Origin of the sequence: Methylobacterium sp. NEAU K (assembly GCF_030700285.1) — a bacterium.
Taxonomy (GTDB): domain Bacteria; phylum Pseudomonadota; class Alphaproteobacteria; order Rhizobiales; family Beijerinckiaceae; genus Methylobacterium.
The window spans coordinates 36,993-63,084 of record NZ_JAUYZJ010000026.1 but is presented as its reverse complement, the minus strand read 5'-3'; the positions used below and the strand labels follow the sequence as shown (position 1 = coordinate 63,084).

The 26,092-nt window shown below is 68.5% G+C and carries 19 protein-coding genes; 2 read left to right on the top strand and 17 right to left on the bottom strand.

The window, feature by feature from the left end:
• Window positions 1-56: 56 nt before the first annotated feature.
• The 13 genes from Q8W67_RS19460 to Q8W67_RS19400 form a co-directional block, all read right to left on the bottom strand.
• Window positions 57-1,013: an antibiotic biosynthesis monooxygenase gene (locus Q8W67_RS19460; protein WP_305548753.1), complete on the bottom strand. Its 957-nt coding sequence runs from the start codon at window positions 1,011-1,013 to the stop codon at window positions 57-59.
• Window positions 1,010-3,715, bottom strand: coding sequence for a molybdopterin-dependent oxidoreductase (locus Q8W67_RS19455; RefSeq protein ID WP_305548751.1), 2,706 nt, complete (start codon window positions 3,713-3,715; stop codon window positions 1,010-1,012). Before Q8W67_RS19455 ends, Q8W67_RS19460 begins: the two co-directional genes overlap by 4 nt.
• Window positions 3,712-4,527: an FAD binding domain-containing protein gene (locus tag Q8W67_RS19450; RefSeq protein WP_305548749.1), complete on the bottom strand. Its 816-nt coding sequence runs from the start codon at window positions 4,525-4,527 to the stop codon at window positions 3,712-3,714. The genes Q8W67_RS19455 and Q8W67_RS19450 overlap by 4 nt, the downstream gene beginning before the upstream one ends.
• A gap of 1,147 nt (window positions 4,528-5,674) precedes the next feature.
• The gene (locus Q8W67_RS19445; RefSeq protein WP_305548747.1) at window positions 5,675-5,908 is read right to left on the bottom strand and encodes a transposase; all 234 of its coding nucleotides are present in this window, start codon (window positions 5,906-5,908) and stop codon (window positions 5,675-5,677) included.
• A 98-nt stretch (window positions 5,909-6,006) separates the two neighbouring features.
• On the bottom strand, window positions 6,007-6,594 hold the full coding sequence (locus Q8W67_RS19440) for a c-type cytochrome (protein WP_305548743.1): 588 nt from the start codon (window positions 6,592-6,594) through the stop codon (window positions 6,007-6,009).
• Window positions 6,581-7,855 carry a sulfite dehydrogenase gene (soxC, locus tag Q8W67_RS19435; RefSeq protein WP_305548800.1) on the bottom strand — a complete coding sequence of 425 codons (1,275 nt, stop codon included), beginning with the start codon at window positions 7,853-7,855 and terminating at the stop codon, window positions 6,581-6,583. Before soxC ends, Q8W67_RS19440 begins: the two co-directional genes overlap by 14 nt.
• A 113-nt stretch (window positions 7,856-7,968) precedes the next feature.
• Window positions 7,969-9,417 carry a class I adenylate-forming enzyme family protein gene (locus Q8W67_RS19430; RefSeq protein ID WP_305548742.1) on the bottom strand — a complete coding sequence of 483 codons (1,449 nt, stop codon included), beginning with the start codon at window positions 9,415-9,417 and terminating at the stop codon, window positions 7,969-7,971.
• Window positions 9,414-10,235: an enoyl-CoA hydratase-related protein gene (locus Q8W67_RS19425; RefSeq protein WP_305548741.1), complete on the bottom strand. Its 822-nt coding sequence runs from the start codon at window positions 10,233-10,235 to the stop codon at window positions 9,414-9,416. Before Q8W67_RS19425 ends, Q8W67_RS19430 begins: the two co-directional genes overlap by 4 nt.
• A gap of 20 nt (window positions 10,236-10,255) precedes the next feature.
• Complete coding sequence (locus Q8W67_RS19420) at window positions 10,256-11,491, bottom strand: MFS transporter (protein WP_305548739.1); 1,236 nt, start codon at window positions 11,489-11,491, stop codon at window positions 10,256-10,258.
• Between the two features lie 12 nt (window positions 11,492-11,503).
• Window positions 11,504-12,724: an ABC transporter substrate-binding protein gene (locus Q8W67_RS19415; RefSeq protein WP_305548737.1), complete on the bottom strand. Its 1,221-nt coding sequence runs from the start codon at window positions 12,722-12,724 to the stop codon at window positions 11,504-11,506.
• Between the two features lie 145 nt (window positions 12,725-12,869).
• Window positions 12,870-13,853 carry an MDR family oxidoreductase gene (locus Q8W67_RS19410; RefSeq protein ID WP_305548736.1) on the bottom strand — a complete coding sequence of 328 codons (984 nt, stop codon included), beginning with the start codon at window positions 13,851-13,853 and terminating at the stop codon, window positions 12,870-12,872.
• 23 nt (window positions 13,854-13,876) lie between these two features.
• Window positions 13,877-14,521: a TetR/AcrR family transcriptional regulator gene (locus tag Q8W67_RS19405; RefSeq protein WP_305548735.1), complete on the bottom strand. Its 645-nt coding sequence runs from the start codon at window positions 14,519-14,521 to the stop codon at window positions 13,877-13,879.
• Window positions 14,522-14,887: 366 nt separating this feature from the next.
• The gene (locus tag Q8W67_RS19400; protein ID WP_370693910.1) at window positions 14,888-15,379 is read right to left on the bottom strand and encodes a CBS domain-containing protein; all 492 of its coding nucleotides are present in this window, start codon (window positions 15,377-15,379) and stop codon (window positions 14,888-14,890) included.
• Between the two features lie 778 nt (window positions 15,380-16,157).
• Here Q8W67_RS19400 and Q8W67_RS19395 point away from each other — a divergent pair.
• Window positions 16,158-18,299 (top strand): tetratricopeptide repeat protein, encoded by a 2,142-nt coding sequence (locus tag Q8W67_RS19395; RefSeq protein ID WP_305548733.1) that lies wholly within the window; start codon window positions 16,158-16,160, stop codon window positions 18,297-18,299.
• A 506-nt stretch (window positions 18,300-18,805) separates the two neighbouring features.
• Window positions 18,806-19,999 (top strand): flagellin, encoded by a 1,194-nt coding sequence (locus Q8W67_RS19390; RefSeq protein ID WP_305548731.1) that lies wholly within the window; start codon window positions 18,806-18,808, stop codon window positions 19,997-19,999.
• Between the two features lie 106 nt (window positions 20,000-20,105).
• Here the strand turns inward: Q8W67_RS19390 and Q8W67_RS19385 are convergent, their stop codons facing one another.
• The 4 genes from Q8W67_RS19385 to mdoH all read right to left on the bottom strand — a co-directional run bounded on the left by Q8W67_RS19385 (window position 20,106) and on the right by mdoH (window position 26,079).
• The gene (locus tag Q8W67_RS19385) at window positions 20,106-22,424 is read right to left on the bottom strand and encodes a Tex family protein (protein WP_305548729.1); all 2,319 of its coding nucleotides are present in this window, start codon (window positions 22,422-22,424) and stop codon (window positions 20,106-20,108) included.
• A 238-nt stretch (window positions 22,425-22,662) separates the two neighbouring features.
• Window positions 22,663-22,821, bottom strand: a complete 159-nt coding sequence (locus Q8W67_RS19380; protein WP_305548727.1) for a hypothetical protein — start codon at window positions 22,819-22,821, stop codon at window positions 22,663-22,665.
• Window positions 22,822-22,864: 43 nt separating this feature from the next.
• On the bottom strand, window positions 22,865-23,719 hold the full coding sequence (locus Q8W67_RS19375; RefSeq protein ID WP_305548725.1) for a DUF3108 domain-containing protein: 855 nt from the start codon (window positions 23,717-23,719) through the stop codon (window positions 22,865-22,867).
• A gap of 170 nt (window positions 23,720-23,889) precedes the next feature.
• Window positions 23,890-26,079: a glucans biosynthesis glucosyltransferase MdoH gene (gene mdoH / locus Q8W67_RS19370; protein ID WP_305548724.1), complete on the bottom strand. Its 2,190-nt coding sequence runs from the start codon at window positions 26,077-26,079 to the stop codon at window positions 23,890-23,892.
• Window positions 26,080-26,092 lie beyond the last annotated feature (13 nt).

The following is a 26,092-nucleotide window of genomic DNA, read 5'->3' as shown; positions in this document are numbered from 1 at the left end:
CGTTCATTCCGGCCATCGCTCCGACACGCCGACCCGCCCGGAAGCGGCGGCGCCCGTCACAGCAACTTCCAGAAGATCAGGATCATGATCGCGTAGGCCGCGGCCAGGAGCAGCGCGCCCTGGAGGTCGACCCGGGGCTGCCGGTCGGGAGCCGGAGACAGCCACCAGCCGAGCCGATTGGCGGCCCACGGCACCAAGCGCCCGGTGATGAGCACGCTGAAGACGTTGCCCACGAACAGCGCCACCGGGAAATCCAGCTTCAGCACGCCGCCGAGGAGGGGCGTGCCGACCAGGAGCCCCCACAGGAAGACGGTCGGGTAGAGCGTCAGGACGACGATCATGTTCATCTTCCACGCAGCGGGCGCCGACGCCCCGGCCGGCGTCGCGTCACGGAACCACTGCTCGAAACCGCTCTGCACCGTCCGGGTGTGGAACTCCGCCGTGAGCGGGGCCGCCTGCGCGATCAGGTCCTGGCGCTCGGGCGAATCCAGCCAGGCGCGCAGGTTCGCATCGCTGTCGAAGCGCAGGATCGCGACGAAATCCTCCTGCACGCCCGGCACGGCCGGCTCGAACCGGTAACCCTGCAGCCCGGGCGCCTTCGACTGGGCCGCGGCGACCTTCTGCTCCCATTTGAGATATTCCGGCTCCATCCCCGGCTTCACACGGGTGCTGATCACCGCGGAGGCCGGCGCGGTGCGGGCCGCGCTGGCGTCGTCGTTGACGATGTGGACGTCGTCGCGCCCCACGAGCATCGGGGTCGCGCCCTCGATGCGGGCCTGCCGTTCGGGAGAGCCGAGCCAGCTCTTCGCGTGGTCCAGGCTGCCGAACCGCTGCAGGATCACCCAGTCCACCTGCAGCGGCGGATGGGGCGGCATCAACCGCTGCTCGATGAACCCGGGAAACGACGCGATCACCGCGCTGGTCCCGCCCTGCCACTGGGCGAAGGCCTCGGCGCAGTCCGGCCGCACCGAGGTCTGCGTCACGATGCTGACGCTGGAAGCGGGCGCGCTCATGGGGCCGACAGCGCCTCGAAGAGGCGGTCTGGGGTGAAGGGCAGGTGGGCGAACCGCACCCCGGTGGCGTCGGCCAGCGCGTTCGAGACGGCCGGCGCCACGGGATTGATGCCGCACTCGCCCTGCGACTTCGCGCCGAGCGGCCCGATGGTGTCGGTCGTATCGGCGAAGTGGATCTCGGTGTGCGGCGTGTCGGCGAAGGTCGGGATGCGGCAGTTGCGCAGCTGCGGGTTGACCATGCGGCCCGTCCCGTCATGCACCATGGTCTCGACCAGCGCCCAGCCGTAGCCCATGGCGACGGCGCCATCGAGCTGACCCCGGCACTGCATCGGGTTGATCGGCTTCCCGATATCGGCGGCGTGGACGCTGTGCAGCACCCGGATCTCGCCGGTCACGCGATGCACCGCGAGGCGCACACCCTGGACGTTGAAGGCGATGGTGCGCGGCGACAGATAGGCCCGCCGGCTCACCGAGAAGCGGTGGTCGACCTTCGTGCCCTCGACGTGCAGGTCAGTGAGTGTGAGGCGCTGGTTGCCGCAGACCACGCCGCCGTCGGTATCGAGCCGGCACTGCTCTACCGGAACCCCGGTGTGCCGGCTCGCGAAGGCGAGGATGTCCTCCGCCATGGCCTCGGCGGCGAGGTGAACCGCCTTGCCGCCGACCACCGTCCCGGTGCTGGCGAAGGTGCCGGTGTCGTAGGGGGTGCGGTCCGTGTCGGCGTTGATGATGGCGATGTCGTCGGCGCGCGACGACAGGATCGCAGCCGCGATCTGCTTGTGCGCCGTGGTGATGCCGTTGCCCATCTCGGTGGAGCCGCAGGCGAGATGGTAGGTCCCGTCCGGCAGCAAGCGTATCTCGGCGCCCGAGCGGTGCTCGGTCGGCGGTCCGCATTCGAGCATGGCGAGCGCGACGCCCCGGCCCTCGGCCCAATCCGCGCCCTCGGGCTTGGCCACGCCGTTGCCCGTCTCCAGGGCGCGCTCGACGATGTCCAGGCATTGGCCGATTCCGTAGCTGCCGAAGCTGGCATCGCTCGGCTCCTTCCAGATCGACTCGATGTTGTCCCCCGGCCGCACGACGTTCAGGCGGCGCATCGCGAACGGATCGATGCCGAGTTGCCGGGCGAGGGCGTCGATCGCGCATTCGATCGCGAAGGTGGTCTGCGAGGCGCCGTAGCCGCGGAAGCCGCCTCCCGGCACTAGGTTGGTGTAGACGGCGTGGCCGATGCCCTTCTTGTTGGGGCAGCGATACGCCGCGATCGGGCTCGCCATCGCGGCCCCCAGCGTCTCGCCCCCGTGGCCGCCATAGGCGCCAGTGTTGGAGAACACCTCGACGTCGAGCGCCGTCAGCGTGCCGTCCTTGAGGGCGCCGATCTTCACCCGGGTGGTCATCTGATGGCGCGTCGTGGCGCCGATGAACTCCTCCTCCCGGGTCCATTCCCACTTCACCGGGCGGCCGACCTTCATGGTGGCGAACAGGACGAGGTCCTCCGAGACCATCTCCTGCTTGCCGCCGAAGCCGCCGCCGACCCGTTCGGTGAACACGTGGATGTCTCGGGGCGAGAGGCCCATGATGTAGGCGAGCTTCGTCCGCACCACGAACGGCGCCTGCGAGCTCGTGCGGATGTGCCAGCGGCCATCCGAGCCCTTCCAGGCGATCGAGCCGTGCGTCTCCAGGTGCGAATGCTGGACGCGGGTGGTGGAATAGGTCTGCTCGTGCACCGCGTCGGCTTGCGCGAAGCCCTGCGCCACGTCGCCGATCTCGCCCTGGAGGGTGCAGTAGATGTTGTTGCTGGCGTTGACGTGGTCCTTGTCGTGGAGCAGCGGCGCCCCCGGCCGCACAGCCTCGACCGGATCGAACACCGCCGGCAGGACGTCGTAGGTCACCTGCAGCGCCCGGCAGCCGGCCTCGGCGGCCGCCTCGGTCTCGGCCACCACGGCCGCGACCCGCTGGCCGGCAAAGCGCGCGACGTTGTCGAGCAGCAGGATGTCGTCGGGATCGACGAGGTGGTCCTCGTGCAGGGCCGAGGTGAAGCGGCGCTTCGGAACGTCCTCCCAGGTATAGACCGCCGCGACCCCCGGAACGGCGAGCGCTGCCGCCTTGTCGATCGTGACGATGCGCGCATGCGCGTGCGGCGAACGCAGGACCTTCAGGTGCAGCAGGTCCTCGACCGCGACATCCATCGTGTAGCGCGCACGGCCGGTCAGGATCGCGTCGGTGAACGGATTGGGCAGGCTGGCGCCGAGGGCCTGGCCGGGCAGGTCCGCCGCGATGTTGCAACGGCCGTGCAGGGCATCGTCGATCGACCGGTAGCCGGTGCAGCGGCAGAGATTGCCCTTGAGCGCGTGCGGCAGGTCGGCCTTCTGCGCGGCGGTCAGCGTCACCGCCGTCATGATCATGCCGGCCGAGCAGAAGCCGCACTGGAAGGCCTGCGCGTCCCGGAACGCCTGCTGCATGGGATGCAGGGCGCCCCCCGCCGACAGGCCCTCGATCGTGGTGACCTCGCGGCCCTCGGCCCGGAAGGCCGGGACGAGGCAGGAATGGAACGGCTTGCCGTCGATGTGGACCGTGCAGGCGCCGCAATCGCCGGCGTCGCAGCCCTTCTTGACGCCGAACACCTCGAGGTCGCGCAGGAAGGTCCGCAGGCACTGGCCCGGCATCGGCGCTGCGTCGTAGCCGCGCCCGTTGATCGAATACTGGGTCATGCGAGCTCCAAGCGGATCTGTTCGGCGAGGTATCGCGTGACGTGCTGCTTGTAGGGCGCCGAGCCGTGCACGTCGTCGAAATAGGCGTGCAGCGGCAGGCGCTCGTCGAGGGCGCCGCGTAGCGCGTCGGCCGAGGGGCAGGCGGAGAAGCGCAGCTGCACGGGCCGGGGCGTTGCGGCCGAGACGGTCAGCAGGAAATCCGCGCCGTCCTCGCCCACTGTGGCGATGATCAGGGCGGCCGACCGGCCGAGCTTGGTCAGCGACACCTGACGCATGGCCGTGCGCTTCGCCAGGGCGGAAGCGGGCAGGCGGATGTTGCGCAGCAGCTCGCCCGGCCGGAGCGTGTTGGCATGGTTGCCGGTCACAAGGTCGACGACGGGGACCTCGCGCGGCGCGCCTTCCCGAGGCCACAGGGTGCAGACGCCTTCCAACGCCGCGGTCAGCGAGATCATCGCCCCCGCGGGCAGCGACATGCAGATGTTGCCGCCGATGGTGGCGGCGTTCCAGATCTTGAACGACATCAGGAACGCATCGATGCACTGGCGGAACAGCGGCACCGCGCGCCACGCCGGCGGCCCCTCGAAGGCCTGCAGCTCCGCGACGCGGCACGTCGCGGCGATGTCCAGTCCGGCCTCCGTCACCGCCAGCGGTGTCCAGCCCAAGGAGTCGAGGTCGATGAGCGTATTGACCGCCGGCTGCGGCTCGGAGAACAACCACGTGCCTCCGGCCAGCCAGGAGCAGCCGTCATGCCAGCCCTGGATTTCGCCGAGCGACATCGGTCGCCTGACTTCGACGATGGTCGACAGATTCATTGCTGGCCTTCAGCGATTTCTGATTCGTGATGATGTTTGTATTTGGAGTTGACTAAACGGCACAAGTAAATGGATCGTATCGAATGTATGAAATGTATATTACGGCCATTCGGCATATTTACAGAACTTAAGATCGAAATAATCAGATCCGGGCATTAAAGCGATACCTCTATCAAGTCGCTCGTTCGTGCCGGCGAGAACGACTTGACCCTCAGGCAGGCGCCGTCCGATCCGGCATTGTGTGCAGATACAAAGCGATCCCCGTGCGTGGCCCGCTCCGTCTCTCCCCTTTGCGCGGCCGACCTCTGGCCAAACAGTCGGGAGTTCATTTACGCCACGGGCAACGCGATGACCGAAGGCTCCTCTTTAGTCGCCGAACAGCCTCAAGCCTCCATTTTGGGCAAACTACCCGAATGGATGTTCCCAGATTGCGGACCCTAAGTTCATTAATCATAATAAACCAGCTTAAATCAAATAAACATCGCGATCACTGGCCCGTCAAGGCCGCGGCGCCTCACATAGTACTGTTTTTTGTATACGGAAATATGATAGTATAGTGCAAAATTCATCTGTATTTGACGCCAACTGCGTTCTGGATTTTGGCGATTGAGAATCGCTGCAATGTGTCGAGTTCCAACGTGGCGGACCACCGCCGGTGCCCATGAGACAGATCGACAAGAAATTATCCGACCGCTCGCAGGAACTGCGGCCCATCTGATTTGCGTCGGGGTGGCCGGTTTCAGGCTCGAGCGAACCGAGAAACTTCGAGCGAGCTGACGGGGGAGTCAGCCAACCTCGATGGCCTTCTGGCCGTCGTGCTTCGCCGCCTGGCGTCTCGACAGGCCAAGCTTAGGTCTCTTGGGGTGTTGATATTAGCTTGCGCGACCGGTTCCGATCAGCCTCGTGGCGCTCCGCTCTCTGACGGGCTCCGACAGCAGGGCGGCGAGGCCAGCCGGTGCCGACGCGGCATCGCGGGCTTAGCCGAAGCCGGTCATGCGACCAGCGCGCTCCCGAGAGGACGCCGGAAAGGCCAACTGGATGAGTAGGCTGATCGAGGAGACTGCGCCGGGTCGGCGATTCCCGCATGTCCTTCGGCCGCGCCGTCATCGCTGCGCTCGCGAAGACGGGGACGAGTGCTGCGAGCCCTTCAACCAGAAGCCGCATCCGTCCAGAGCGGCCTTTGATCCGGGCCGGGCCGCGACCGGATCGGCCGACCGCGCCCGCTCCAGGTCTTGGGCGGCATAAGAGCTGTTCCGGGCAGCCAAAGGCGCGTCGAGGATTGAATGCCGAGACTGTAACGTAGGCCCAACACCGTCAGGGCCGTGCGGAAAGCTGTCTCTATCCCGTCCCAGACATCCGCCAGCACGAGACAAAGCGGCATAGGTTCGGCCGAAGGTACCTCATCCTCATGGCACGATAATCGGCGCTGGTCTCCATCCTCAACCGGGCCCGGGATCTGAACGAGTCCGTGATGATGCGCTATCGATAAAGACTCAGTTCAGGCCGAGCATCGGGAATAAAACCATCTCTGTTGGGCATCCGGACTTTAGGCAGGGTGGTTGCGTCGATCGTCTCGTCGGTCTTGATGACGTGTCCCTCCGACAGGATATACGCGACGACCGCATAGACTTGGTCGTCAGTCAGAGAACCCGGTGAGCTGAACGGCATCGCACGTTTGATGTAGTCGAACAGCGTCGTGGCATACGGCCAGTAGCTCTCGGTCGTCTTGATCGGGGTTTCCGATGCGAGGCTCCCCCGACCGCCGATCAACCTGTCGGCGCCGATGCCCGGCGCCATGTTGCCCTGGAGCTTCTCGCCGTGACAGGCGGCGCAGTGCTCCTGGAAGACCACGGCGCCTTCCTTGGCGCTGCCGTGCCCCGCCGGCAATCCCTTCCCGCTAGGCGGGATCGAGAAGTACGCCCCGAGTTCGACCTCCGTCACCGGCTTGCCGACACCGAGCCGCGTCTCCGCCGCCGTCTGGGATGCAGCCGGCGTCACGAGCTGCGCAAGACCGAGAAGGGCTGCGGCCGTCGGACCGAGGCCGCGCACGCGCTCACGCATGGACATTGCTGACCTCCCCGGTGCTCGCGACGGCCCAGCTCTGGATCGCGTTCAGGTGGTATATCGACGCCGATGGGCCGTGGTCGCCACGGATGGCGAGCAACTGCTGGCGGGTCGGCTGGACGTAGCCGGTCTCGTCCACGCACCGGCTCTGCAGCACGGCGGGCGTGCCATCCCAGCTCCACGGGAAGGTGAAGCGCACCGTGCACATCGGCTCGGGTGCCGAGCCGAGGTAGGCCGGATACCAAGTCTTGCCTGCGTCGACCGAGACGTCGACCGATTGCACCCGCCCGCGTCCCGACCAGGCAAAGCCGGTGACGTTATAGACGCCGGGACCGGGCAGGCGCATCTCGCCGGACGGGAAGGTGATGACCGACTTCGCGTCCATGTCGAGCGAGAACTGCCGCGCGCGGCCGTCGGCCATCAGGTCCGTGTACTTGGAGGTTTCCTCCCGCGTCATGAAGGGCTTGTCGCTGACTTCTAGCCGCCGCAGCCACTTGATGTGTGTGTTGCCCTCGTAGCCGGGCAGCAGCAGGCGGACCGGATAGCCCTGTTCGGGACGGATCGCCTCACCGTTCTGGCCGTAGGCGATGATCCCGTCCTTGAGCAGCTTCTCCAGGGGAATGGAGCGGGTCATCACCGCGGCGTCCGCCCCCTCGGCGAGAACCCAGGCCCCGCCTTCGGCCAAGCCGACCTCGCGGGCCAGCGTCGCGAACAGGACGCCGGTCCACTCAGACGTGCTCAGCAGTCCGTGCGTGCCCTGGACGGTCTTGAGCGTCGGCTTCTTCCACTCGGTCAGGCCGTTGCCGGAGCATTCGATGAAGTGCTTGCGCGTCACGGACGGAAGCCTCCGGAGGTCGTCCATGCTGAACCGCTTCGGGGTGCCGACCATGCCGTGGACGACGAGGCTGTGGCGGTCGGGATCGATAGTCGGGATGCCGCCATGGTGGCGCTCGAAGTGCAGCGCAGAGGGCGTGAGGTTGCCGACCAGCGCGGCGAGCGGGGTCAAGGACCAGGACGTGTTCTCGTTGGGCGTCGGATAACGCACCCGAACGGCCCTCTCGAACTGCGAGCGTGAACCGTAACCGCCGTCCGCGCCGACGGCGCGACCCTGCTCCTTGGTCGGGTCGTCGGGCACATCGAAGGACCGGGCGCCAGCGGGGGGGTTGTCCTCGGCCCGGGCCCGGCCCGTGGAGAGGCCCATGGCGACCCCGGAGCCCGCGGCGAAGAGGAAGCGGCGTCGGTCGGCGCCCCGGGGGGCGAACATGCCGTCGCGACAGGGACAGGCCTCGTCCTCGACCGGGGGTGGGGGAGCATGCTGGACCGGCATCGTTTCCTCCGCTTCTTATTCAGGCTCGACCGTGATCGAGCCGGGGATGCTCAAAGACCCGACGGCGGGCGATGTATGCCGGCTGACGATCCATCGGTACCTGCCAGGGTGAGTGTGCTGACCATCGCCCGGCTCGCCTTGCCGGTCGCGCCCGACGGCAGCACGTCGCTGAAGACGATCACGTCCGGCACCTTGTAGCGTTCGAGGTTGACCGATGCCCAGCGCCTGAGCTCGTCCGCCGTCAGTGCGAGCCCGGGCTTCAGCACGACGACCGCGTGGATCGCCTCTCCGAGGCGCTCGTCGGGAACGCCGGCGCACAGGGCCGCCGCGACGTCCGGATGCGCGCACAGGGCGTTCTCGATCTCCAGCGGCGAGATCTTGTTGCCGCCGCGTGAGATGATCTCCTTTGAGCGGCCGACCAGTTCGACCTGACCGTCCGGGCGCAGGCGCGCGAGATCGCCCGTCCGGAAATGGTCCGCCTCGAACGCGGTTCGGGTCAGCTCGGCATTGTCGAGGTAGCCGAGCATCCCGCACGCAGTGCGGATCCGTAGCTCGCCCACCGCGCCGGGAGGGGCCAAAATGCCATCGTCCCGGACGATGCGGAAGGACACGCCCTCGGTCGGGACGCCGATGGAGCCTGCGTCGCCGGTATCCCGCGGCCGATGGCAGAAATCACAGGACCCCGTCTCGGTCGAGCCGTAGAGGTCGACGATCTCGGCCTCAGGCCAGCTTCCGCCGACCGCCCGGGCCAGGGACGGGCTGAGCGCCTCGCCTCCGGTCAGCACGGCGCGCAGGCGGGGGGCCGCCGGGGCGCCGTCCGTCATCAGGACCCGCAGCATCGTCGGCACCGCGGCCAGGACGGTCGCCTTCTCCGCCAGCACGCCCGCCAGCGTCGCGCGGGTGAACTTCTCGACGAGAACGAGGGTCGCCCCGGAGCGGATCGCCAGGAGGCTCGTCCAGATCCCGAAGATGAAGGTCAGCTGGAGCGGGACCACGACCACGTCGTCCGGGCGGAAGGCCAGCAGCCCGTCGAGAACCGAAAGCTTGCGCGCCAGGGCAGCGTGCCCGAGCACCACGCCCTTCGGCGTGCCGGTGCTGCCCGAGGTGAAGACCACGAGCGCAGCACCGTCGAGCAGGGGCCGCTCCGGCGGGGGCTCGCCCGCAATCGTATCCAGGGCGAGTCCGTCGATCAAGAAGCGGGCACGCGTCGCCCGCTCGACGGTCGCACGCGTGAGCGGCGCGGCGGACCGATGGACCGGCACCGTGACGGCCCCCGCTCGCCAGACGCCGAGCAGCGCCCCGAGATCCGAAGCCCGATTGCCTATTGCCACGTGCACGGGCTCTTGCGGGCGCACGCCCGCTCCCAGCAGCAGCCCCGCCACGAGGTCCGCCTGCGTGTCGAGCTCGTGCCCCGACAGCCCCGGACCGGAGGCCTCGTCCACCCGACTGCCCGGGCGTGCGAGCCCCTCGAGCATGATCGCCGCGAGCGCGCCGGTCATGTGCTCGCTCCCGGGAAGCGGCTGTCGCGCCACGCCAGCGCCGCCTTGAGGCCCTGAGCGCGGGCGATGTCCATGAACGCCCGCTTGTCCGGCGAGCCTTCGCCCTCGATCAGCAGGTCGATGTCGAGGGCCGCCTCCAGGGCCTCCAACATGCCGCGCGCCTCGATCGATCGGTTGATCGCCCGCTTCGTCTCCTTGACGAGGTTCGGGTCGATCGCGGCGATGTGCCGGGCGAGATGGAGCGCGGCCGCGTCGAGTTCGGCGGCGGGCACCACCCGGTTGACCATCCCGATCTCGTAGGCGCGTTGCGCCGGGATGCGGTCCTCGCCCGTCAGGATAATCTCCTTGGCGACTTTTGGACCGACGATCCAGGGCAGGATCATCACGACGATGCCGGCCCCGAACTTGAGTTCCGGCTCGCCGAAGAAGGCGTCGTCGGCGGCCACGGTCAGGTCGCAGGCCAGGGCCAGCTCGCAGGCCCCCGCGAGGCACGGGCCGCGCACCGCCGCGATAGTCGGCTTGGGGCAGTGCCAGAAGCGCATCGGTACGTCGAAATCCTTCCGCAGGATCGGGCGCCACTGGCTCACGCCTTCGGGGCGCAGGGCCATCTGGTCCTTGAGATCGAACCCCGAGGAAAAGGCCGCGCCGGCCCCGCGCACGATCACGGCGCGCACCGCGGAGTCGGCCTCGGCCGCATCCATCGCCTGTGCCAGCTCGGTGAGCATGGTCGCGCTGATCGCATTGGTGCGCTCCGGGCGGTTCAGCGTGATCCGGGCCACGGGCGCGAGCGTCTCGTAGGTGATCGTGGTGAAGCTCACGGTCTGCGTCCTCCTCGCTGTCACAGGCGCCCTCCGGCGAGTCGCTTGGCTTCGGGCAGGCGCCGCAGCCGCAGCATCGAGGCCAGACCGAGGAACGGCCCGATGGCGAGCAGCGCGAAGGCGAACCGCCACCCGAGGAAGGTTCCGGCGAAGGCGATGAGCTGGATGCTCACGAGCGTCAGCAGGAAGCCGACGCAGGTCTGAACGGTCAGCATCGTGCCGATCAGGCGGCGATCGCTGAGCTCGCTCACCGCCGCCGAGAACTGCGCCGAATCCGCGATCACGGCTGCGCCCCAGAGTACGCCGACCGACAGCACCGCCCAGGCGGGACCGCCGAACAGGAAGCCGATCCCGATCGCGCAGCTTCCGCTGGCGAGCATCGAGGCGCCGGTGACCAGGGTGCGTCCGAACCGGTCCGCCGCCCAGCCGCCCAGCATGGCGCCGAACGCCCCCGCCGCGACCACGCAGAAGGCGGCCAGTTCCGGCGGGAACGGCGGTGCGTTCCCGTACTGCTCACGGAAGCTCGCCGCCATGAACGCCCCGATCCAGGCCCACATGGCGTAGAGTTCCCACATGTGGCCGAAATAGCCGAGATTGGCCAAGCGGACACCGCGATTGCGCCAAGCCTCCAACACGTTCTCCAGGCGCAGGGGCGGCGCCTCGGCCATCGCGGGGCCGAGGCCCACGAAGCGGATCAGGGCGGCCGCCAGGAGCGCCCCCAGCGCCGCACCGATCACGGGCAGGTGCCAGTCGAGCTGGCCGAACGCCGCCACGAGGTGCGGCAGCGCCGAGCCGAGGGTCAGGGCCGCCACCAGCAGGCCGATCAGCAGGCCGAGATCGCCCACCGCCCAGGTCGCGGCGATCTTCATGCCGACCGGGTACACGCCGGCCATGCAGGCCCCGGTCACGAAGCGCAGCAGCGGCACCGCCGGCGAGGTCGGCTCGAAGGCCAGCATCAGCAGGTTGGCGAGGCCGGCCGTGGCGGCGGCCGCACAGAACAGCCTGCGCAGGTCGAACCGGTCGGCCAGCCCGAGCAGCGCGCTCACCAGCGTGCCGGCGACGAAGCCGGCCTGCACGCTGTTGGTCAGCAGGGCCTCCTGGAAGGGGCTCAGCGTCCAGTGCGTGCGGATCGCGCCGATCGAGGCCGTGGTCGCGAACCACGTCGCCATCGCCGCGACCTCGCTGAGGAGCAGCAGCACGACTGCCGTCCGTTTCGCGCTGACGGCTTCGCCGGTGCCGGGGTCGCTGCGCGCCATGGCGGGACCGCCCTATTTCGCGGCCGTGTGGGCCACCAGGGGGCACCCCCCGTCAGGCATCGGGCGGAACGCCTGGTCACCGGGGATGGTGTCGAGGAGCTTGTAGTAGTCGTACGCGCCCTTCGACTCCGCGGGGCTCTTGACCTGGAACAGGTAGAGGTCGTGGATGGTACGCCCGTCAGCTCGGATCGAGCCGTGCCCGAACAGGGGATCGTCCGTGGGCATCGCCTTCATCTGCGCGACGATGTCGGTGCCGTGATGCGCCTTGTCCTTGTCGAGCGCGGCGAGGGCCTTCATCCAGTGGAGCATCGACGCGTAGACGCCGGCTTGATCCATCGTCGGATAGCGGCCGCCATTGCGGGCCGCAAACCGCTTCGACCACGCGCGGGTGCCGTCGTTGAGATCCCAGTAGAACGCCTCGGTCAGGGTCAGGCCCTGGGCGACCTTCAGACCGACCGAGTGGATGTCGGAGACGAAGGCGAGGAGCGCGACGAGCTTCTGGCCGCCCTCGGTCAGGCCGAACTCCGAGGCCTGCTTGATGGCGTTGATCGTGTCGCCGCCGGAATTCGCGAGCGCCACGACCTGCGCGCGGCTCCCCTGGGCCTGAAGGAGGTAAGAGGAGTAGTCGGTGCTCTGGAAGGGCGCCAGGACGTGCCCAAGGACCTTGCCGCCGGCCTTCGCCACGGCCTCAGAGGCATCGCGCTCCAGCGCGTGCCCGAAGGCGTAGTCCGTGGTCAGGAAGTACCAGGACTGACCGCCTTGCTTGATCACCGCTCGCGCCGTGCTGTTGCCGAGCGCCCAGGTGTCGTAAGTCCAGTGGACGTTGGTGCGCGTGCAGTTCTTGCCGGTCAGGTCCGAGGTACCGGCGCTGGCGATCAGGAACGCCTTGTCCTTCTCGCTGGCGATGTTCGACACGGCGAGCGCGACGGACGAGGTCGGCACATCGACGATGGCATCGACGTGCTCAACGTCGAACCACCGCCGGGCGATGGCGGCCCCGATATCGGGCTTGTTCAGGTGGTCGGCCGACAGGACCTCGACGCGGAAGCCCTTCGCCTCGGGGTTGAAGTCCTCGACGGCCATGCGTGCCGCCTCGACGGAACCGGGGCCGGTGATGTCGGCATAGAGGCCCGACTGGTCCGTCAGGACGCCGATCCGGAAGAGCGGCAGCGGATCGGCGTGCGCGGCGCACATGCCGCCGTATAGTATCGCAAGCGCGAATATACTCTTCATGGTCGTTCCTCCATTTTTATGAGCGGACTGCGATTTTTATTGTCAGCCCGTCGGCGTCGCCGTTCTTGCCGCTAAGTCATCTGAATTAGGTCTTCCTTGCGCCCTGTCTGCGTTTCTGCGGTGCGCTGTCGCGACCGGTTGGAATTTATCGGTTGACGTCGACGACGACGCGGCCGCGCACCCGACCCGCCATCAGGCGCTCGGCGGTGGCCACGACATCCGTCAGTCCGATCTCGTCCGTGATCGCATCGAGCTTGGCCGGATCGAGATCGCGAACCAGCCGGCCCCACGCATCAAGCCGCTCGGCGCGCGGACACATCACGCTGTCGATCCCGATCAGGCTGACCCCGCGCAGGATGAAGGGGGCTACGCTTGCCGGCAGGTCCATGCCCTGCGCCAAGCCACAGGCCGCGACGACGCCGCGGTACTTCGCGGCGGCGCAGACGTTCGCGAGGGTATGGCTGCCGACGACGTCGACGGCCCCGGCCCAGCGCTCCCTGGCGAGCGGCTTTCCCGGCTGCGAGAACGCGGCCCGATCCAGGATCTCAGCCGCGCCGAGGCCGCGCAGGTAGTCGGCCTCCTCGGGGCGTCCGCTGACCGCCACGACGGTGTAGCCGAGGCGCGACAGGAGAGCGACCGCCGTGCTGCCGACGCCGCCAGCCGCGCCGGTGACGACGACCTCGCCCTTGTCCGGGCTGACGCCGTGGCGTTCGAGCGCGTTCACGCACAGCATCGCGGTGTAGCCGGCGGTTCCGATCGCCATCGCTTGGCGCGGCGTGAACGCCTCGGGCAGCGGTACCAGCCAGTCGCCCTTGAGACGCGCGACCTGTGCTAGGCCGCCCCAGTGAGTCTCGCCGACACCCCAGCCATTGAGGATGACGCGGTCGCCCGCCTTGTAGTCGGGATGTCGGGACTCGCGAACGGTGCCGGCGAGGTCGATGCCCGGCACCATGGGAAATTTGCGCACCACCGGCCCCTTCCCGGTGATCGCAAGTCCGTCCTTGTAGTTCAGCGTCGAGTAGGTGACGTCCACGGTGACGTCCCCCTCGGGCAACTGCGCGTCGTCGATCTCGCGCAGGCCGGCGCGGTAGCCGGCCTCATCCTTCTCGATCAAGACCGCCTTGAACATCCGGTACACTCCGAGGGTGGCGTTCAGCGCGCCAGACAGGTCAGGAACAAATCAGCGAAGAGGTCGAGAGGCTCGGGACTGCGCTCGAGCTTGGCGCGCAGGACCGCGCCCTCCCAGCCGATCCAGAAGAAGGCGGCCAGAGCCGTGCAATCCGCCTTGGCCGCGATTTCGCCGGAGGCTTGGGCGTCTCGTAGGCAGCGTTCCGTCCGCGCCTGCCAGTCGAGCAGCACGCCGTGCAGGCGGTCTCGAAAGAGTTCCGGCAAGGCGCTCATCTCCTGCCCGAGGTTGCCGACGACGCAGCCGCGGCGAAATTCATATCGCGCCATGCCTGTGCGCGCGTCGGCGACGAAGTTCCTGAGGCGCTGCAGAGGCGCCGTATTCCCGTCGAGCAACCAGCGGTCGAGCTTATGCGCGAAGTAAGTCGCGTACGCATCGATCAGCTCGGCGCCGAACGCGTCCTTGCTGGCGAAGTAGTGGTAGAACGAACCCTTCGGCACGCCGGCACTGCGCAGGACCTCTTCGAGGCCGGTTGCCGAATACCCCTTCTCCGACAGCAGGGCGACGCCGGCGCGAATTAAAGCTTCCCGCGACGTGCCGTAGGCCGGCTCCAGCCGAGGGGGACGACCCCTTTTTCGCGGCGTGACAGCCATGGCCGATTCGAGCTTCATGATTTATCAGTAGACTGGTTGACTATTAAATTCAACGGGGTCCGTGTCGAAGGGTCTGTCCGGGGCCGCATCCACGCATCCGATCGAACTTCGGACCGAGCATCCAGCGCGTGCGGGTTGATGATGGCCCGGGTTCGTTCAGGCCGCATCAGGGTGAAACGGGCGATGCTGGCGAGACCGCATCAAGCTTGTGGCGGAGGGCAGGGCAATCCCGCGCTCGGTGGGCGCCGGCGTGGGCGAAGCGCACCACCGGCCAACGGCCTTACCTTCGCACCGGATGACGAGAGGGTGCGCCGGCGGGACGATGGTGGCGCTTCGATCCCGGATGGCAGGCCGGCTCCCGATCCGACGGGAGCCGACGAACCGTCAGCGATGATGCGCAGAGACTGCGCGCAGAACCTCGACCGACAGGTCCTTGCCGGCCTTGTGCGAGATGTCGCCGAGGCTCACCATGCCGATCAGCGCCTCATCGCTGTCGGTGACGGGAAGACGCCGAATTTGTTTGCTTTCCATGGTCTTGATCGCGTGGGCGATCTCATCATCGGGCGCGCACACGACAACCTTGCTGGTCATCACATCCTTGGCGGTCATCTGCCGAGGGTCTTTGCCGTCCGCCAGGGCCCGGCAGGCGATGTCGCGGTCCGTGACGATGCCCAACAGATGTCCGTTCGCCTTCACGGGAATTGCGCCGATATCGGCATCGCGCATCTGCTTGGCGATCGTGCTCACGGGCGTATCAGGTGCAACGAAGGCGGCACCCTTGTGCATGACGTCTTTGACTTTCATGGCGGGCTCCTCGGGTGTTCGCTTCAGCGGCGCCTTCGCCGGGCCGTGCCCGAGCAAGGCGAACTTGGACATCTCCGCCCGAACTGCGGCCTTGCTGCGTTGAGGTGGATCAACAACGCGTCCGCAAACGTCTTCGTCCCATTCCGGGCGTTCACGGCGCGCGGCAATTCGGGTGGCATCGTCCTTGATCCGCGAGCCGGGCCGGGGTGTCGAGGCCGAGAGCCGGACCCGAGCTTCAATGCGGGTGGCGCCACGAAGCTGACGCCCTGCTCGGTTGGTGCTAGCCGATCCATTCAAACAGTCCGGCGCGGAGACCGCCGCTCGGCCCCCCGGTGGAGGCGAGATCGTTCAGACCATCCTCTGTGGCCCGTGCCGGGCCGATAGCTCTCGCGGCCGCGCTCACGTTTGCGTGGTCCGGGGCGGCGGCCACCATTCAGCAACCTCGAGCGCACAGGGTCGCCTCCGAACCCACGAGGCCCCCATGCTCGATCGACCGCCACGCATTCACCGTACGATGGATGCACGCGCCTCCAACCTCCGGACCACCATCCTGGCAGAACGGATGGGCGGGGCGGAACCCTGGCTCGTCTACGCGGAGGGCCTGAAGTCTCGGCCCAACGCGGCGCCTGCGCGCGCCGCACTCCGATCCGGCTTCCCCCTCCCGGTCGGATCTTGCGCGACCCGTGCCGTGCCATCGCACATGGCGGTCTCGTAGATCGGGGCGAAGCGGTCCCGGCTGATCCGGCGACTCGAGCGCCGCAGCGTCGATCGGACATAAACCCAATCCAGGCCGGCTTTACGCGACCTTAACCGTGCTTTCGCAATCGTGCCCGCGACAGGAGGGCGCGGAATGCTCGATCAGCAGGGCGGGCGGGCCGGCGAAGCCGCGCAGGGTAGTGCGGCCAAGCGCTTCCTGGCGAAGGCCAGGGACCATCGCGCCGCAGGTCGGGTCGAACGGGCTGAGGTCAGCCTGCGCCGCGTGCTCGGTGCCGAGCCCGACCATCCCGAAGCACATTACGAACTCGGACAGCTAGCCGCAGGCCGTGCGCCGGAACGGGCCGTGACCCATTTCGTCACGGCTTTGCGGGGCGCACCGCAGCGCCCTGCCTACTGGCTCGCTCTCGCCTCCACGCTGCTGGCAGTCGACAGGCAGCCTGACGCGCGCGCCATCCTGGAGCGGTACAAGGCGCAGACCTTCGGTCCTGACGCGCAGGCGCTCACGAAAGCCTTCGTCGAACGGACGTTTGCGGCGGCACAGTCCCTCTACGATCGAAACAAGTTTCCCGAGGCGGAGGCGCTGCTCGACCTCGTCATTCTCCTCGACGAAGCCCATGCCCACGCGACCTATTTGGCCGGGGCGGTCGCCGCCCGGACGAACCGGCCCGAACTCGCCTACGACCTGATCAGCATCGCGCTCTACCGCGAGCCGGCCAATCCGCTGTTCTTCAGCGGACTCAGCACCCTCCTGACCAATCGCGGCGACCATGACGGGGCCATCTCCGCCCTGGAAAGGGCCCTGGAACTCGATCCCGACCACGCGATGGCCCACGCCAACATCGCCGGGGTCTACCAGCGGCGCTTCCGGTATGGCGACGCTTTGCGGCACGCCGAGCGCGCGATCAGCCTGGAGCCGGGCAATGCAGGCGCGCACAGCAACCGCGGCAGCGCCCTGCTCGCCCTCGGGCGCCTGGGCGAGGCGATCGAGGCCTTCGACCGGGCCATCGCGCTTGATCCGTCGAAGCTGTTCGTCGCTTCCAACCGCCTATTCGCCAAGCTCTACTCTGCGGACATCCCGCACGCGGAGTATGCCGCGGACGCGCTGGCCTACGGCCGCCGCTATGCGGATCCGCTGCTCCGCCGCCGTCCGTTCGCCCTTGATCGCGACCCCGCTCGCCGCCTGCGCGTCGGCTTCGTCTCGGGCGATTTCTGCAACCACGCCTTGGTCCGCTTCTTCGAGCCGTACCTGCGCGTCGTCGACCGCGATGCCTTCACGGTGGTCGCCTACATGACGCATGCGAGCGAGGATGCCGTCTCGGAGCGGCTGCGCCCGCTGTTCGACGGCTGGCACAATCTCGCGTGCCTCGACGACGACGAGGCCGCCGACCTGATCGAGCGCGACGCCATCGACATCCTGGTTGACCTGTCCGGTCACAGCGCCGGCAACCGACTGCTGCTGTTCGCGCGCAAGCCCGCCCCGGTCCAGGTGACCTGGATCGGGCATCCCGGCACCACCGGGCTGACTGCGATCGACTATCGCCTCACCGACCCGATCACCGATCCGCCCGGCCTCGCCGAGCCCCTGCACACGGAGCGGCTCTGGCGCCTGCCGCGCGTCACGGCCACCTATGCGGGGGTCGACGACCTGCCGCCGGTGCGTGAGCGTGCGCCCTTCGAGGATACCGGGTACGTCACTTTCGGCTGCTTCAACCGCCTGACCAAGGTCTGTGACGACGCGCTCGTGACCTGGGCGCGGATCCTGATGGCGGTCCCGGATGCGCGGCTGTTCATGGTGGTGGGAGACATCGCGACGCCGGAGGTCCGCAGGGCCGTCGAGGAACGCCTCGCCGGGGCCGGGTTGCCGCTCGACCGGGTGATCTTTCAGCCGCGTGTCAACAGCGGGTACCACGAACTCTACCATCGCGTGGACATCGCCCTGGATCCCTACCCATACAATGGCGGCACGACGAGCTACGACACCCTGTCGATGGGCGTGCCGTTCGTGACCCTGCGCGGCGGCCATGCGGCGGCGCGCACCGGCGTCTCGGTCCTCACGGCGGTCGGCCTCCCGGACCTGATCGGTGACAGCGCGGACGCCTACGTGGCGATAGCCCGGGATCTCGCCTGCGACCGCGATCGCCTTCGGGCGATCCGTGAGGGCCTGCGCGAGCGTCTGCACGCCAGCCCACTGATGGACCATTGCGGCCTCGCCGCCGATATCGGCGCGGCGTTCCGGGGGATGTGGCGGAGTTGGCTGTCCGAGGGGCAGGGCTGAGCCTCGGCCACGCCACCGATCGGACGGAGTACGAGTGCCCAAGGGCGAGGCGTTTCCCACGGGCCGCGCGCCGGCGAGGCGGTGCTCCCACGATCGTCCGTTGGAATGGTGCATTGGCATCCCGGGACGCCGCAGGGGTCTGCGGGTGCATGACCGCCGCGCTCCGTCCATCCGGCCGCTTGACGGCGAGGGGACGGCTTTTCGGGGTGCTTAAGAGACGGCGATCGTACCCCTCGCGCGTTCCGACGAGGCTGGGCGGAATAACGAGCCTTGGCGGCTCGGCAGATCGCCTGCCGTTGATCGGCTAGCGCCCATGTATCTCTGCTCTCGGATCGCATGCAGGATTGAGCCACGATTCGATTTCTGCATGTCGTGAAGATGGGTCGTTAACGATGTCCCATTGGAGACACCGTTTCGGAGATCGAATTAAGACCTCGGCAAGTGGTCGAGCCGTATGTCGCGAGTGCCGCCAATAAGACGGCTACCCGATCAAAAGGATCGCCACGATGTCTTCCAACGTCACGCTCACCGCCGCGACCCGCCAGAACCTGCTCTCGCTGCAGGATACGGCTTCGCTGACCGCGACCACCCAGAACCGGCTCTCCACCGGCCTGAAGGTTTCTTCGGCCCTCGACAACCCGGTGAGCTTCTTCACGTCCCAGTCGCTCAGCCAGCGGTCGGGCGACCTGTCGAACCTGCTCGACGGCATCTCCAACGGCGTCCAGGCGATCCAGGCGGCCAACCAGGGCATCACCTCGATCCAGAAGCTCGTCGATCAGGCCAAGTCGGTCGCCAACCAGGCGCTGTCTACCCAGATCACCACCACGGGCACTGCCTCGACCGCCTATTCGGCCCCGGCCGCGGCCACCACCCTGAACCTCTACGTCAACGGCGCCGCCACCACCGTCTCCCTGGCGTCGACCGATACGATCGACCAAGCGATCACCAAGCTCAACGGCGCGGTGGGTGCTGGAAGCTTCGCGAAGGACACGACCGGTACCAAGATCGTGATCAATGCGTCTTCCGACGTCGAATTCCAGAGCTCGGCCGACCAGACGGCGATCGGCTTCTCGGGTGGCACGGCTTCCTCCGGACCGACCTACGGCACGACCACTGCGGTCGGCCAGAGTTCCGACCTGAGCGTCTCGGGCGTGTCGGCCCGTGCGACCCTGGCGACGCAGTTCAACAGCCTGCTGACCCAGATCGACCAGCTGGCCAACGACGCGAGCTTCAACGGCACCAACCTCATTCACGGCAAGGGTTCGAACAACGACCTGACGATCAACTTCAACCCGAAGGGCAACTCGAACCTGACGGTCACGGCCACCGACGAGACCTCGAACGGCCTCGGCCTGACGTCGATCACCAGCACGTCGGCGAAGACGACGACGGTCGGACAGGGCAACTTCCTGCTGAACGCCGACATCAACACGACCCTGAACAGCCTGACGACGGCGTCCAGCCAGTTGCGCACCGACGCCTCGACCTTCGGTTCGAACCTCTCGGTCGTGCAGAACCGTCAGGACTTCAGCAAGAACCTGATCAACATCCTCGATACCGGCTCGTCCAACCTCACGGCGGCCGATCTCAACCAGGAGGCTGCCAACTCGCAGGCTCTGTCGACCCGTCAGTCGCTGGGCATCTCGGCCCTGTCGCTGGCCAACACGGCCCAGCAGGGCATCCTGCAGCTGCTTCGCTAAGCATCAGCCTTATCGACTCTGGAACGGCCGGGGTCTCGCTCCGGCCGTTTCCTTTTGGGCCTTTGCCATCCGGACCGCATCGGCACGGAGGCATTCCGTGCCCGGATCAGCCGCGCCGGGATGGGGGCGATCCAGCCCGGCGGAACGCGTCGGCGAGGGCGCCGCCGCCGGATTCCGGGGGCGGCCCGGACCGCATCTGGCGGGGGTCGGGCAGAGGGTCGGCGGTGCGCCGCGCCGGCGACGACGACTCGATCGGGTCGTCGAGCCGCATCGAGAGCGCGATGCGCTTGCGCGGGACGTCGACGCTGAGCACCAAGACCCGGATGACCTCGCCGGTCCGGACCACCTCGCCGGGTGAGGCGATCCGCCGGCGCGCCATCGCGGAGATGTGGACCAGGCCGTCCTGATGGACGCCGATATCGACGAAGGCACCGAAGGCAGTGACATTGGTGACCACGCCTTCGAGTTGCATGCCTGACCGAAGAGCGCCGATCGTCTCGATCCCCTCCTGGAAGCTCGCCGTCTTGAAGGCCGGGCGCGGATCGCGGCCGGGCTTCTCCAACTCGGCGATGATGTCGCGCACGGTCGGCACACCGAAGCGCGAATCGGCGAAGGCCTCCGGGTCGAGGTTGCTCAAAGTCGCGGCGTTGCCGAGCAGGACCCGGATGTCGCTCTTCGTCGCCTGCAGGATCCGGCGCACCACAGGATAGGCCTCCGGGTGGACCCCCGACGCGTCGAGCGGATCGTCACCGCCCTGGATGCGCAGGAAGCCGGCCGCCAACTCGAAGGTCTTCGGTCCCAGCCCCTGCACCGCCTTGAGCGCCGAGCGCGTACGGAACGGACCGTTCGCGTTGCGGTGCGCGACGATCCGGTCCGCCATTGAGGCGCCAAGCCCCGAAACCTGCGCCAGCAGGGCAGGGGAGGCGGTGTTCACGTCGACGCCGACGGCGTTCACTGCGTCCTCGACCACGCTCGACAGCTGGCGCGACAGTTTGGCTTCGTCGACATCATGCTGATACTGCCCGACGCCGATCGACTTCGGGTCGATCTTCACCAACTCGGCGAGCGGGTCCTGCAGCCGGCGGGCAATCGAGGCGGCGCCGCGATGAGACACGTCGAGGTCCGGCAACTCCCGCGAGGCGATCTCTGAAGCCGAGTAGACCGAGGCGCCGGCCTCCGAGACCGTCACCTTCGCGAGAGTCAGGTCGGGGTTCGCCGCCACGATTTCGGCGGCAAGCCGCTCGGTTTCCCGGGAAGCCGTGCCGTTGCCGATCGCGATCAACTCGACCTGATGCCGGCGGCAGAGCTGGCTGAGACTCGCGACCGCCTCCTTCCAGCGGCGCTGCGGCTCGTGCGGATAGGTTGTCTCGACCGCGACGATCCGGCCGGTGCGGTCCGCCACCGCAACCTTCACGCCGTTTCGATAGCCGGGATCGAGCCCCAACGTCGCCCGTCCGCCCGCCGGGGCGGCGAGCAGCAGGTCCTTCAGATTGCCGGCGAAGACCTTGACGGCCTCGTCCTCGGCCCGCTCGAACAGCCGGGCGCGCAGGTCCTGCTTGATCCCGGTCCGGATCTTGGTGCGCCAGGCGGTGCGCACGACCTCCAGCAGCCAGGCATCGCCCGGGCGTCCCCGCGCGGCGATCCCGTGCCGGCGGCAGATCGCGGTCTCGAACGGGCCGGGGGTGCCGGGTTCTGATTCCTCGCCCTCGGCCGTGAACTGGAGGTCGAGGATGTCTTCGCGCTCCCCGCGAAAGATCGCGAGGATTCTGTGCGAAGGCATCCGTTCCAGCCGCTCGCTCCAGTCGAAGTAGTCGGCGAACTTCGCACCCTCGGCGGCCTTGCCCTTGCGCATCTTCGAAACAAGCTGGCCGCTGCGCCAGTAATCCGCGCGCAGGCGGCCTATCAGGTCGGCGTCTTCGGCGAAGCGCTCGGTCAGGATCGCCTTTGCGCCCTCCAGGGCATCCTCGGGACTGGCCACGCCCCGCTCGGCCGAGACATACGCCGCCGCGGCGCGTTCGGGATCGGCGTCGGGTCTCGCCAACAGCGCCTGGGCCAACGGTTCGAGGCCGGCCTCCCGGGCGGACTGCGCCTTCGAGCGCCGCTTCGGCCGGTAGGGCAGGTAGAGATCCTCGAGGCGTGCCTTCGTGTCGGCTGCCTCGAGGGCGGCGGCGAGTGCGCGGGTCATCTTGCCCTGGGACGCGATGCTCGCGACGATGGCGGCGCGCCGTGCATTGAGGTCGCGCAGGTAGCCGAGCCGCTCCTCCAGCCTGCGCAGCTGCGCATCGTCGAGGGCGCCTGTATTCTCCTTCCGGTAGCGCGCGATGAACGGGACGGTGGCGCCCCCATCGAGGAGCGCTACAGCTGCGGCGACCTGCGCCTCCGCGACCCCGAGTTCCTCGGCGATCAACGCGTTCACGGATGTCATGCGGTCTCCGGCAGGCGGGCCTGGGCAGCGATCGGGCTGCGGGAGCCTGCCATAGCCGCCCGGCGGTCGGAAGCAAGGCGCCGACGCGCCGAGGGGGCGCTGCCCGTCCCATGCCGACCGGTATCGATTCGGCCCGTTTCGTCATCTCGGCAAGCTTGGCCTGCGCGCAGCGCGTCGCCCGGTCCGGACGCGATCTGGCGGCTGGCCCGCGATCCTTGACGGGACGGTGCGGATCCGATCAGGCCCGCTGACGCAGCAGCCCCATCAAACTCCAGCACGCGATCACGCAGCCGACGCCCATCGCGCCGAGGCAGCTGATGGTGCGCACCGGCTCGCCGCGGGCCAGCACGATGGCGATCGCGAGGGGCGGCAGCAGCAACGCGAGCAGCAGGGTCATGAATGGCTCCGATCTTGGCGGGCCGAACCTAGGTCCGGAATGGTTAATCGCTTCTGACGGGAGAGGCGGCCCGTACCGCCGGCGGGGCGCCCCAGGTAGTGGCCTCGATCCGGGCGGTACCCCAGCCGGTCCCGACCGCGATGGTGAGCGGCAGCAGCAGGCCTACCTCTGGGACAGGTGCCAGGCGCACGCGCATGTCGTCGTTCTCGGCCATCCGCCGCACCGACGGGCCCTTGGCGCGATGGCCCGCGACCGGCACCCAGCGGATCCGGCACTCCAGGGCCGGGCCGCGATAGGGGCCAGCCGCCACCGTGACGACAACGCCGCGCGACAGCACGATGTCGGCCCTGGTCGCACCGTCGAAGACAGCGATGCGGCGGTCGCACAGGGCGGGCGCCAGTGGTCCGGGCCCTACCGGCACCGCCAACATGCCGATCGGATCGGTGACCTTGGCGGTGTCGTCTGCGCTGAGAGGCACGCGGTCGGGCTTCGGCGCCGCCTCCGGTCGGACCTCGGCGGTGCGGACCGTTCCGGCTTCGAAGGCGACGTGCACGAGAACCGGCGTGGTACCGTAGCGGCTGTCGATCCGGAAATCGCCCGGCACCGTGCCGGCTGGTGAGAGGCGCCCCCGCGAACGCGCGCTGCCGGATCCCTGGAAGAACCAGCCTGCCAGCCCCGACAGACCGCCGTCGAGGCTGATCACGTACCGGTCGGCAGCGATTTCCGCGGTGAGGTCGGCACGGCCGACCGGCACATTGAGAAAGCTCAGGCTGTAATGCGCGACGAAGCGCTGCGCCGCATCGGGTCGGGAGGCGCCATCCGCCGAGCGTGCCGTGAGAAGGAAGAACAGCGTCAGGAGGACGGAGGCCCCGCAGCCCTGCCTGTTTGCGAGGGCCAATGGGCATCGCGCAGGACCTCGTCCCGCTGAGGTGGTGCCGCTCACCCTGTCCCCCTCGGGGAAGACGGTCCGGGTGCGGGATTCGACGCGCCGGAGCCGCATGCCGCAAACCAGATGCCAGAGCTTCCGGCCCGAAGAGTGGCCGCCAGCGTTCGGGAAAGGGCGATGCGCTAGTCCAGCCGCACCAGCCGGTCGATGAGCGCCCTGTCGTGCAGCAGCGCCATGCGTTCCTTTGGAGAGAGCCACGCTCGGGCCTCCGCCACGGTCTCGGCCTCGCAGATCTTGGCGGTGGCCAGGGTCTGATCCGGGTCGATGGCCCCGCGTGGCCGGGATTGTCCGGCTGGCAGCATCCGGGCATGGGCCTCGGCGAGGTGCGGATCGGCGTGAAGCGCCGCGAGGGCGTCGGATTCGTCGAGTCCCTGGGCCGCGTTGCGGGCCGCCAGGGCTCCGGCCCGTACGGCAATCTCCGGCGGTGCCGCCTCTTCGGGGGTGGCGAGCAGCCGGCGCCGCTTCAGCGCCAAGCCGAGGCCGAGCTGGCCGCTCGCCCAGGAGATCGGGATCGCCAGCACGAGGCCCAGGATGGTCGGGCTCATCCAGAGAAACAGGGAGGTCGCGATCGCGAAGGCCGCGATCCCCGCCACGAGGCCGAGCGCGGTGTGCCAGCGGTGCCGGGCAACGATGTCGCGCATCGGGATCGAGCCGTCGTCGCGCCGCTGCGGATTCCAGCCGGTGTCGCGCCCGAGCAGGATCCCCATGACCGAGCCGGACTGGATCACCATGGCCACCGGCGCCACCAGCGCCGACAGCAGGATCTCCACGAGACTCGACAGGACCAGCCGGCCGCCGCCGCCGCAGGCGCGCCGTACCGGACCGTCCAGGAGGGCCAGGATCAGGCCGAGAAGCTTCGGGGCGAGCAGGACCGCCATGGTCAGCCCGAAGAGCTGGAGGGCGCGGATCGGGTCGAACCGCGGGAAGACCGGCGAGAAACCGGCGCCGCCGAAATAGTCCGGCCGCTCAGTGGCGGTCTGCAGGACGAGCATGATGCCGACCATCAGCTGGCACAGCCAGAAGGGGGAGGCCAGGTAACCCGCGATGCCGGTGGCGAAGTGCTGGCGGGTCGCCGGGTGCAGGCCGGCCGCGCCGATCACCCTCGCGTGCTGGAGGTTGCCCTGCGCCCAGCGCCGGTCGCGGACCGCCACGTCGATGAGCGAGGGCGGGCTCTCCTCGTAGGAGCCCGGCAGCCTGTGGAGCATGTAGACCGCCCAGCCCGCCCTGCGGATCAGCGCCGCCTCGACGAAGTCGTGGGACAGGATATGGCCGCCGAAGGGCGGTCGTCCGGGCAGGTCCGGCAGGCCGCAGGCCTGCGCGAAGGCACGGGTCCGGATGATGGCGTTGTGGCCCCAGTAATTGCCGTCACGGCCTGACCAGGCGGCGAGCCCGGCGGCGATCACCGGCCCGTAGATCCGGGCGGCGAATTGCTGGAGACGGGCGAACAGGGTGTTGCGGTTGATGATGAGCGGCAGGGTCTGGATGATGCCGGCATCCGGATCGGCCTCCATGGCCGCCGCCAGCGCCACGATCGCGGGTCCGCTCATCAGGCTGTCGGCGTCGAGCACCAGCATGTGGTCGTAATGACCGCCCCAGCGGGTGACGAAGTCGCCGATGTTGCCTGCCTTGCGGTGATGGTTCTTCGGCCGGTGGCGGTAGTAGAGCCGCGCCTCCGGGCCGAGGCGGTGGCGCAGGTCGAGGAAGGCGCGTTCCTCGGCGATCCAGGCATCGGCCTGCGTCGAATCCGAGAGCACGAACCAGTCGAAATGGTCGCCGAGCCCCGTGGCCTCGACGGCCTCGCGCATGGCCTCGACCCCCGCGAAGGTCCGGGCGGTCGCCTCGTTGTAGACCGGCATCAGCACCGCTGTCCGGGTCGCGAGCGCGGCCGGAACCTGCGCTGCGGTCTGTCGGCGCAGCAGGACCGCGAACCCGACCACGGCGCTGGTGAAGGCCAACGCGATCCACGAGAAGGTAAGGCAGAACAGCACGACCAGGACCAGCTGGAGCGCGGTGGGGCTGCCCGAGACCGACACGGTCTCGACCATCTGCCAGCCGCCGTAGCCGGTCAGCGCGATGGCGCCGCCGAACACGAGGGCGCGGGCGGCCCAGGGACTTCGCCGGGCTCGCGATGGCCGCTGGGCGCGCCCGGCATCCCAGGTCGCGAGGTCCTGCACCGGCATCGCCAGGGGCGCCTCGGGCGGCATCGCGGGTGCGACCCGAGCGGAGGCGACCCCGGTCGAGGCGGGGCGGCCCTTCTCCGGGGGAGCGGGCGGTGCGGGCTTCGGCAGGGTGGTGGTCTCGTCCAGGCGCACGGCGGTTTGTGAT

Coding starts and splice junctions, on each gene's coding strand:
- Q8W67_RS19445 (WP_305548747.1), bottom strand. CDS start 5,908: ATGCCGCTTTGTCTCGTGCTGGCGGATGTCTGGGACGGGATAGAGACA.
- Q8W67_RS19415 (WP_305548737.1), bottom strand. CDS start 12,724: ATGAAGAGTATATTCGCGCTTGCGATACTATACGGCGGCATGTGCGCC.
- Q8W67_RS19440 (WP_305548743.1), bottom strand. CDS start 6,594: ATGTCCATGCGTGAGCGCGTGCGCGGCCTCGGTCCGACGGCCGCAGCC.
- Q8W67_RS19385 (WP_305548729.1), bottom strand. CDS start 22,424: ATGACATCCGTGAACGCGTTGATCGCCGAGGAACTCGGGGTCGCGGAG.
- Q8W67_RS19455 (WP_305548751.1), bottom strand. CDS start 3,715: ATGACCCAGTATTCGATCAACGGGCGCGGCTACGACGCAGCGCCGATG.
- Q8W67_RS19390 (WP_305548731.1), top strand. CDS start 18,806: ATGTCTTCCAACGTCACGCTCACCGCCGCGACCCGCCAGAACCTGCTC.
- Q8W67_RS19410 (WP_305548736.1), bottom strand. CDS start 13,853: ATGTTCAAGGCGGTCTTGATCGAGAAGGATGAGGCCGGCTACCGCGCC.
- Q8W67_RS19405 (WP_305548735.1), bottom strand. CDS start 14,521: ATGAAGCTCGAATCGGCCATGGCTGTCACGCCGCGAAAAAGGGGTCGT.
- Q8W67_RS19460 (WP_305548753.1), bottom strand. CDS start 1,013: ATGAGCGCGCCCGCTTCCAGCGTCAGCATCGTGACGCAGACCTCGGTG.
- Q8W67_RS19450 (WP_305548749.1), bottom strand. CDS start 4,527: ATGAATCTGTCGACCATCGTCGAAGTCAGGCGACCGATGTCGCTCGGC.
- soxC (WP_305548800.1), bottom strand. CDS start 7,855: ATGTTCGCCCCCCGGGGCGCCGACCGACGCCGCTTCCTCTTCGCCGCG.
- Q8W67_RS19395 (WP_305548733.1), top strand. CDS start 16,158: ATGCTCGATCAGCAGGGCGGGCGGGCCGGCGAAGCCGCGCAGGGTAGT.
- Q8W67_RS19380 (WP_305548727.1), bottom strand. CDS start 22,821: ATGACCCTGCTGCTCGCGTTGCTGCTGCCGCCCCTCGCGATCGCCATC.
- Q8W67_RS19430 (WP_305548742.1), bottom strand. CDS start 9,417: ATGACCGGCGCGCTCGCGGCGATCATGCTCGAGGGGCTCGCACGCCCG.
- Q8W67_RS19400 (WP_370693910.1), bottom strand. CDS start 15,379: ATGTCCAAGTTCGCCTTGCTCGGGCACGGCCCGGCGAAGGCGCCGCTG.
- Q8W67_RS19420 (WP_305548739.1), bottom strand. CDS start 11,491: ATGGCGCGCAGCGACCCCGGCACCGGCGAAGCCGTCAGCGCGAAACGG.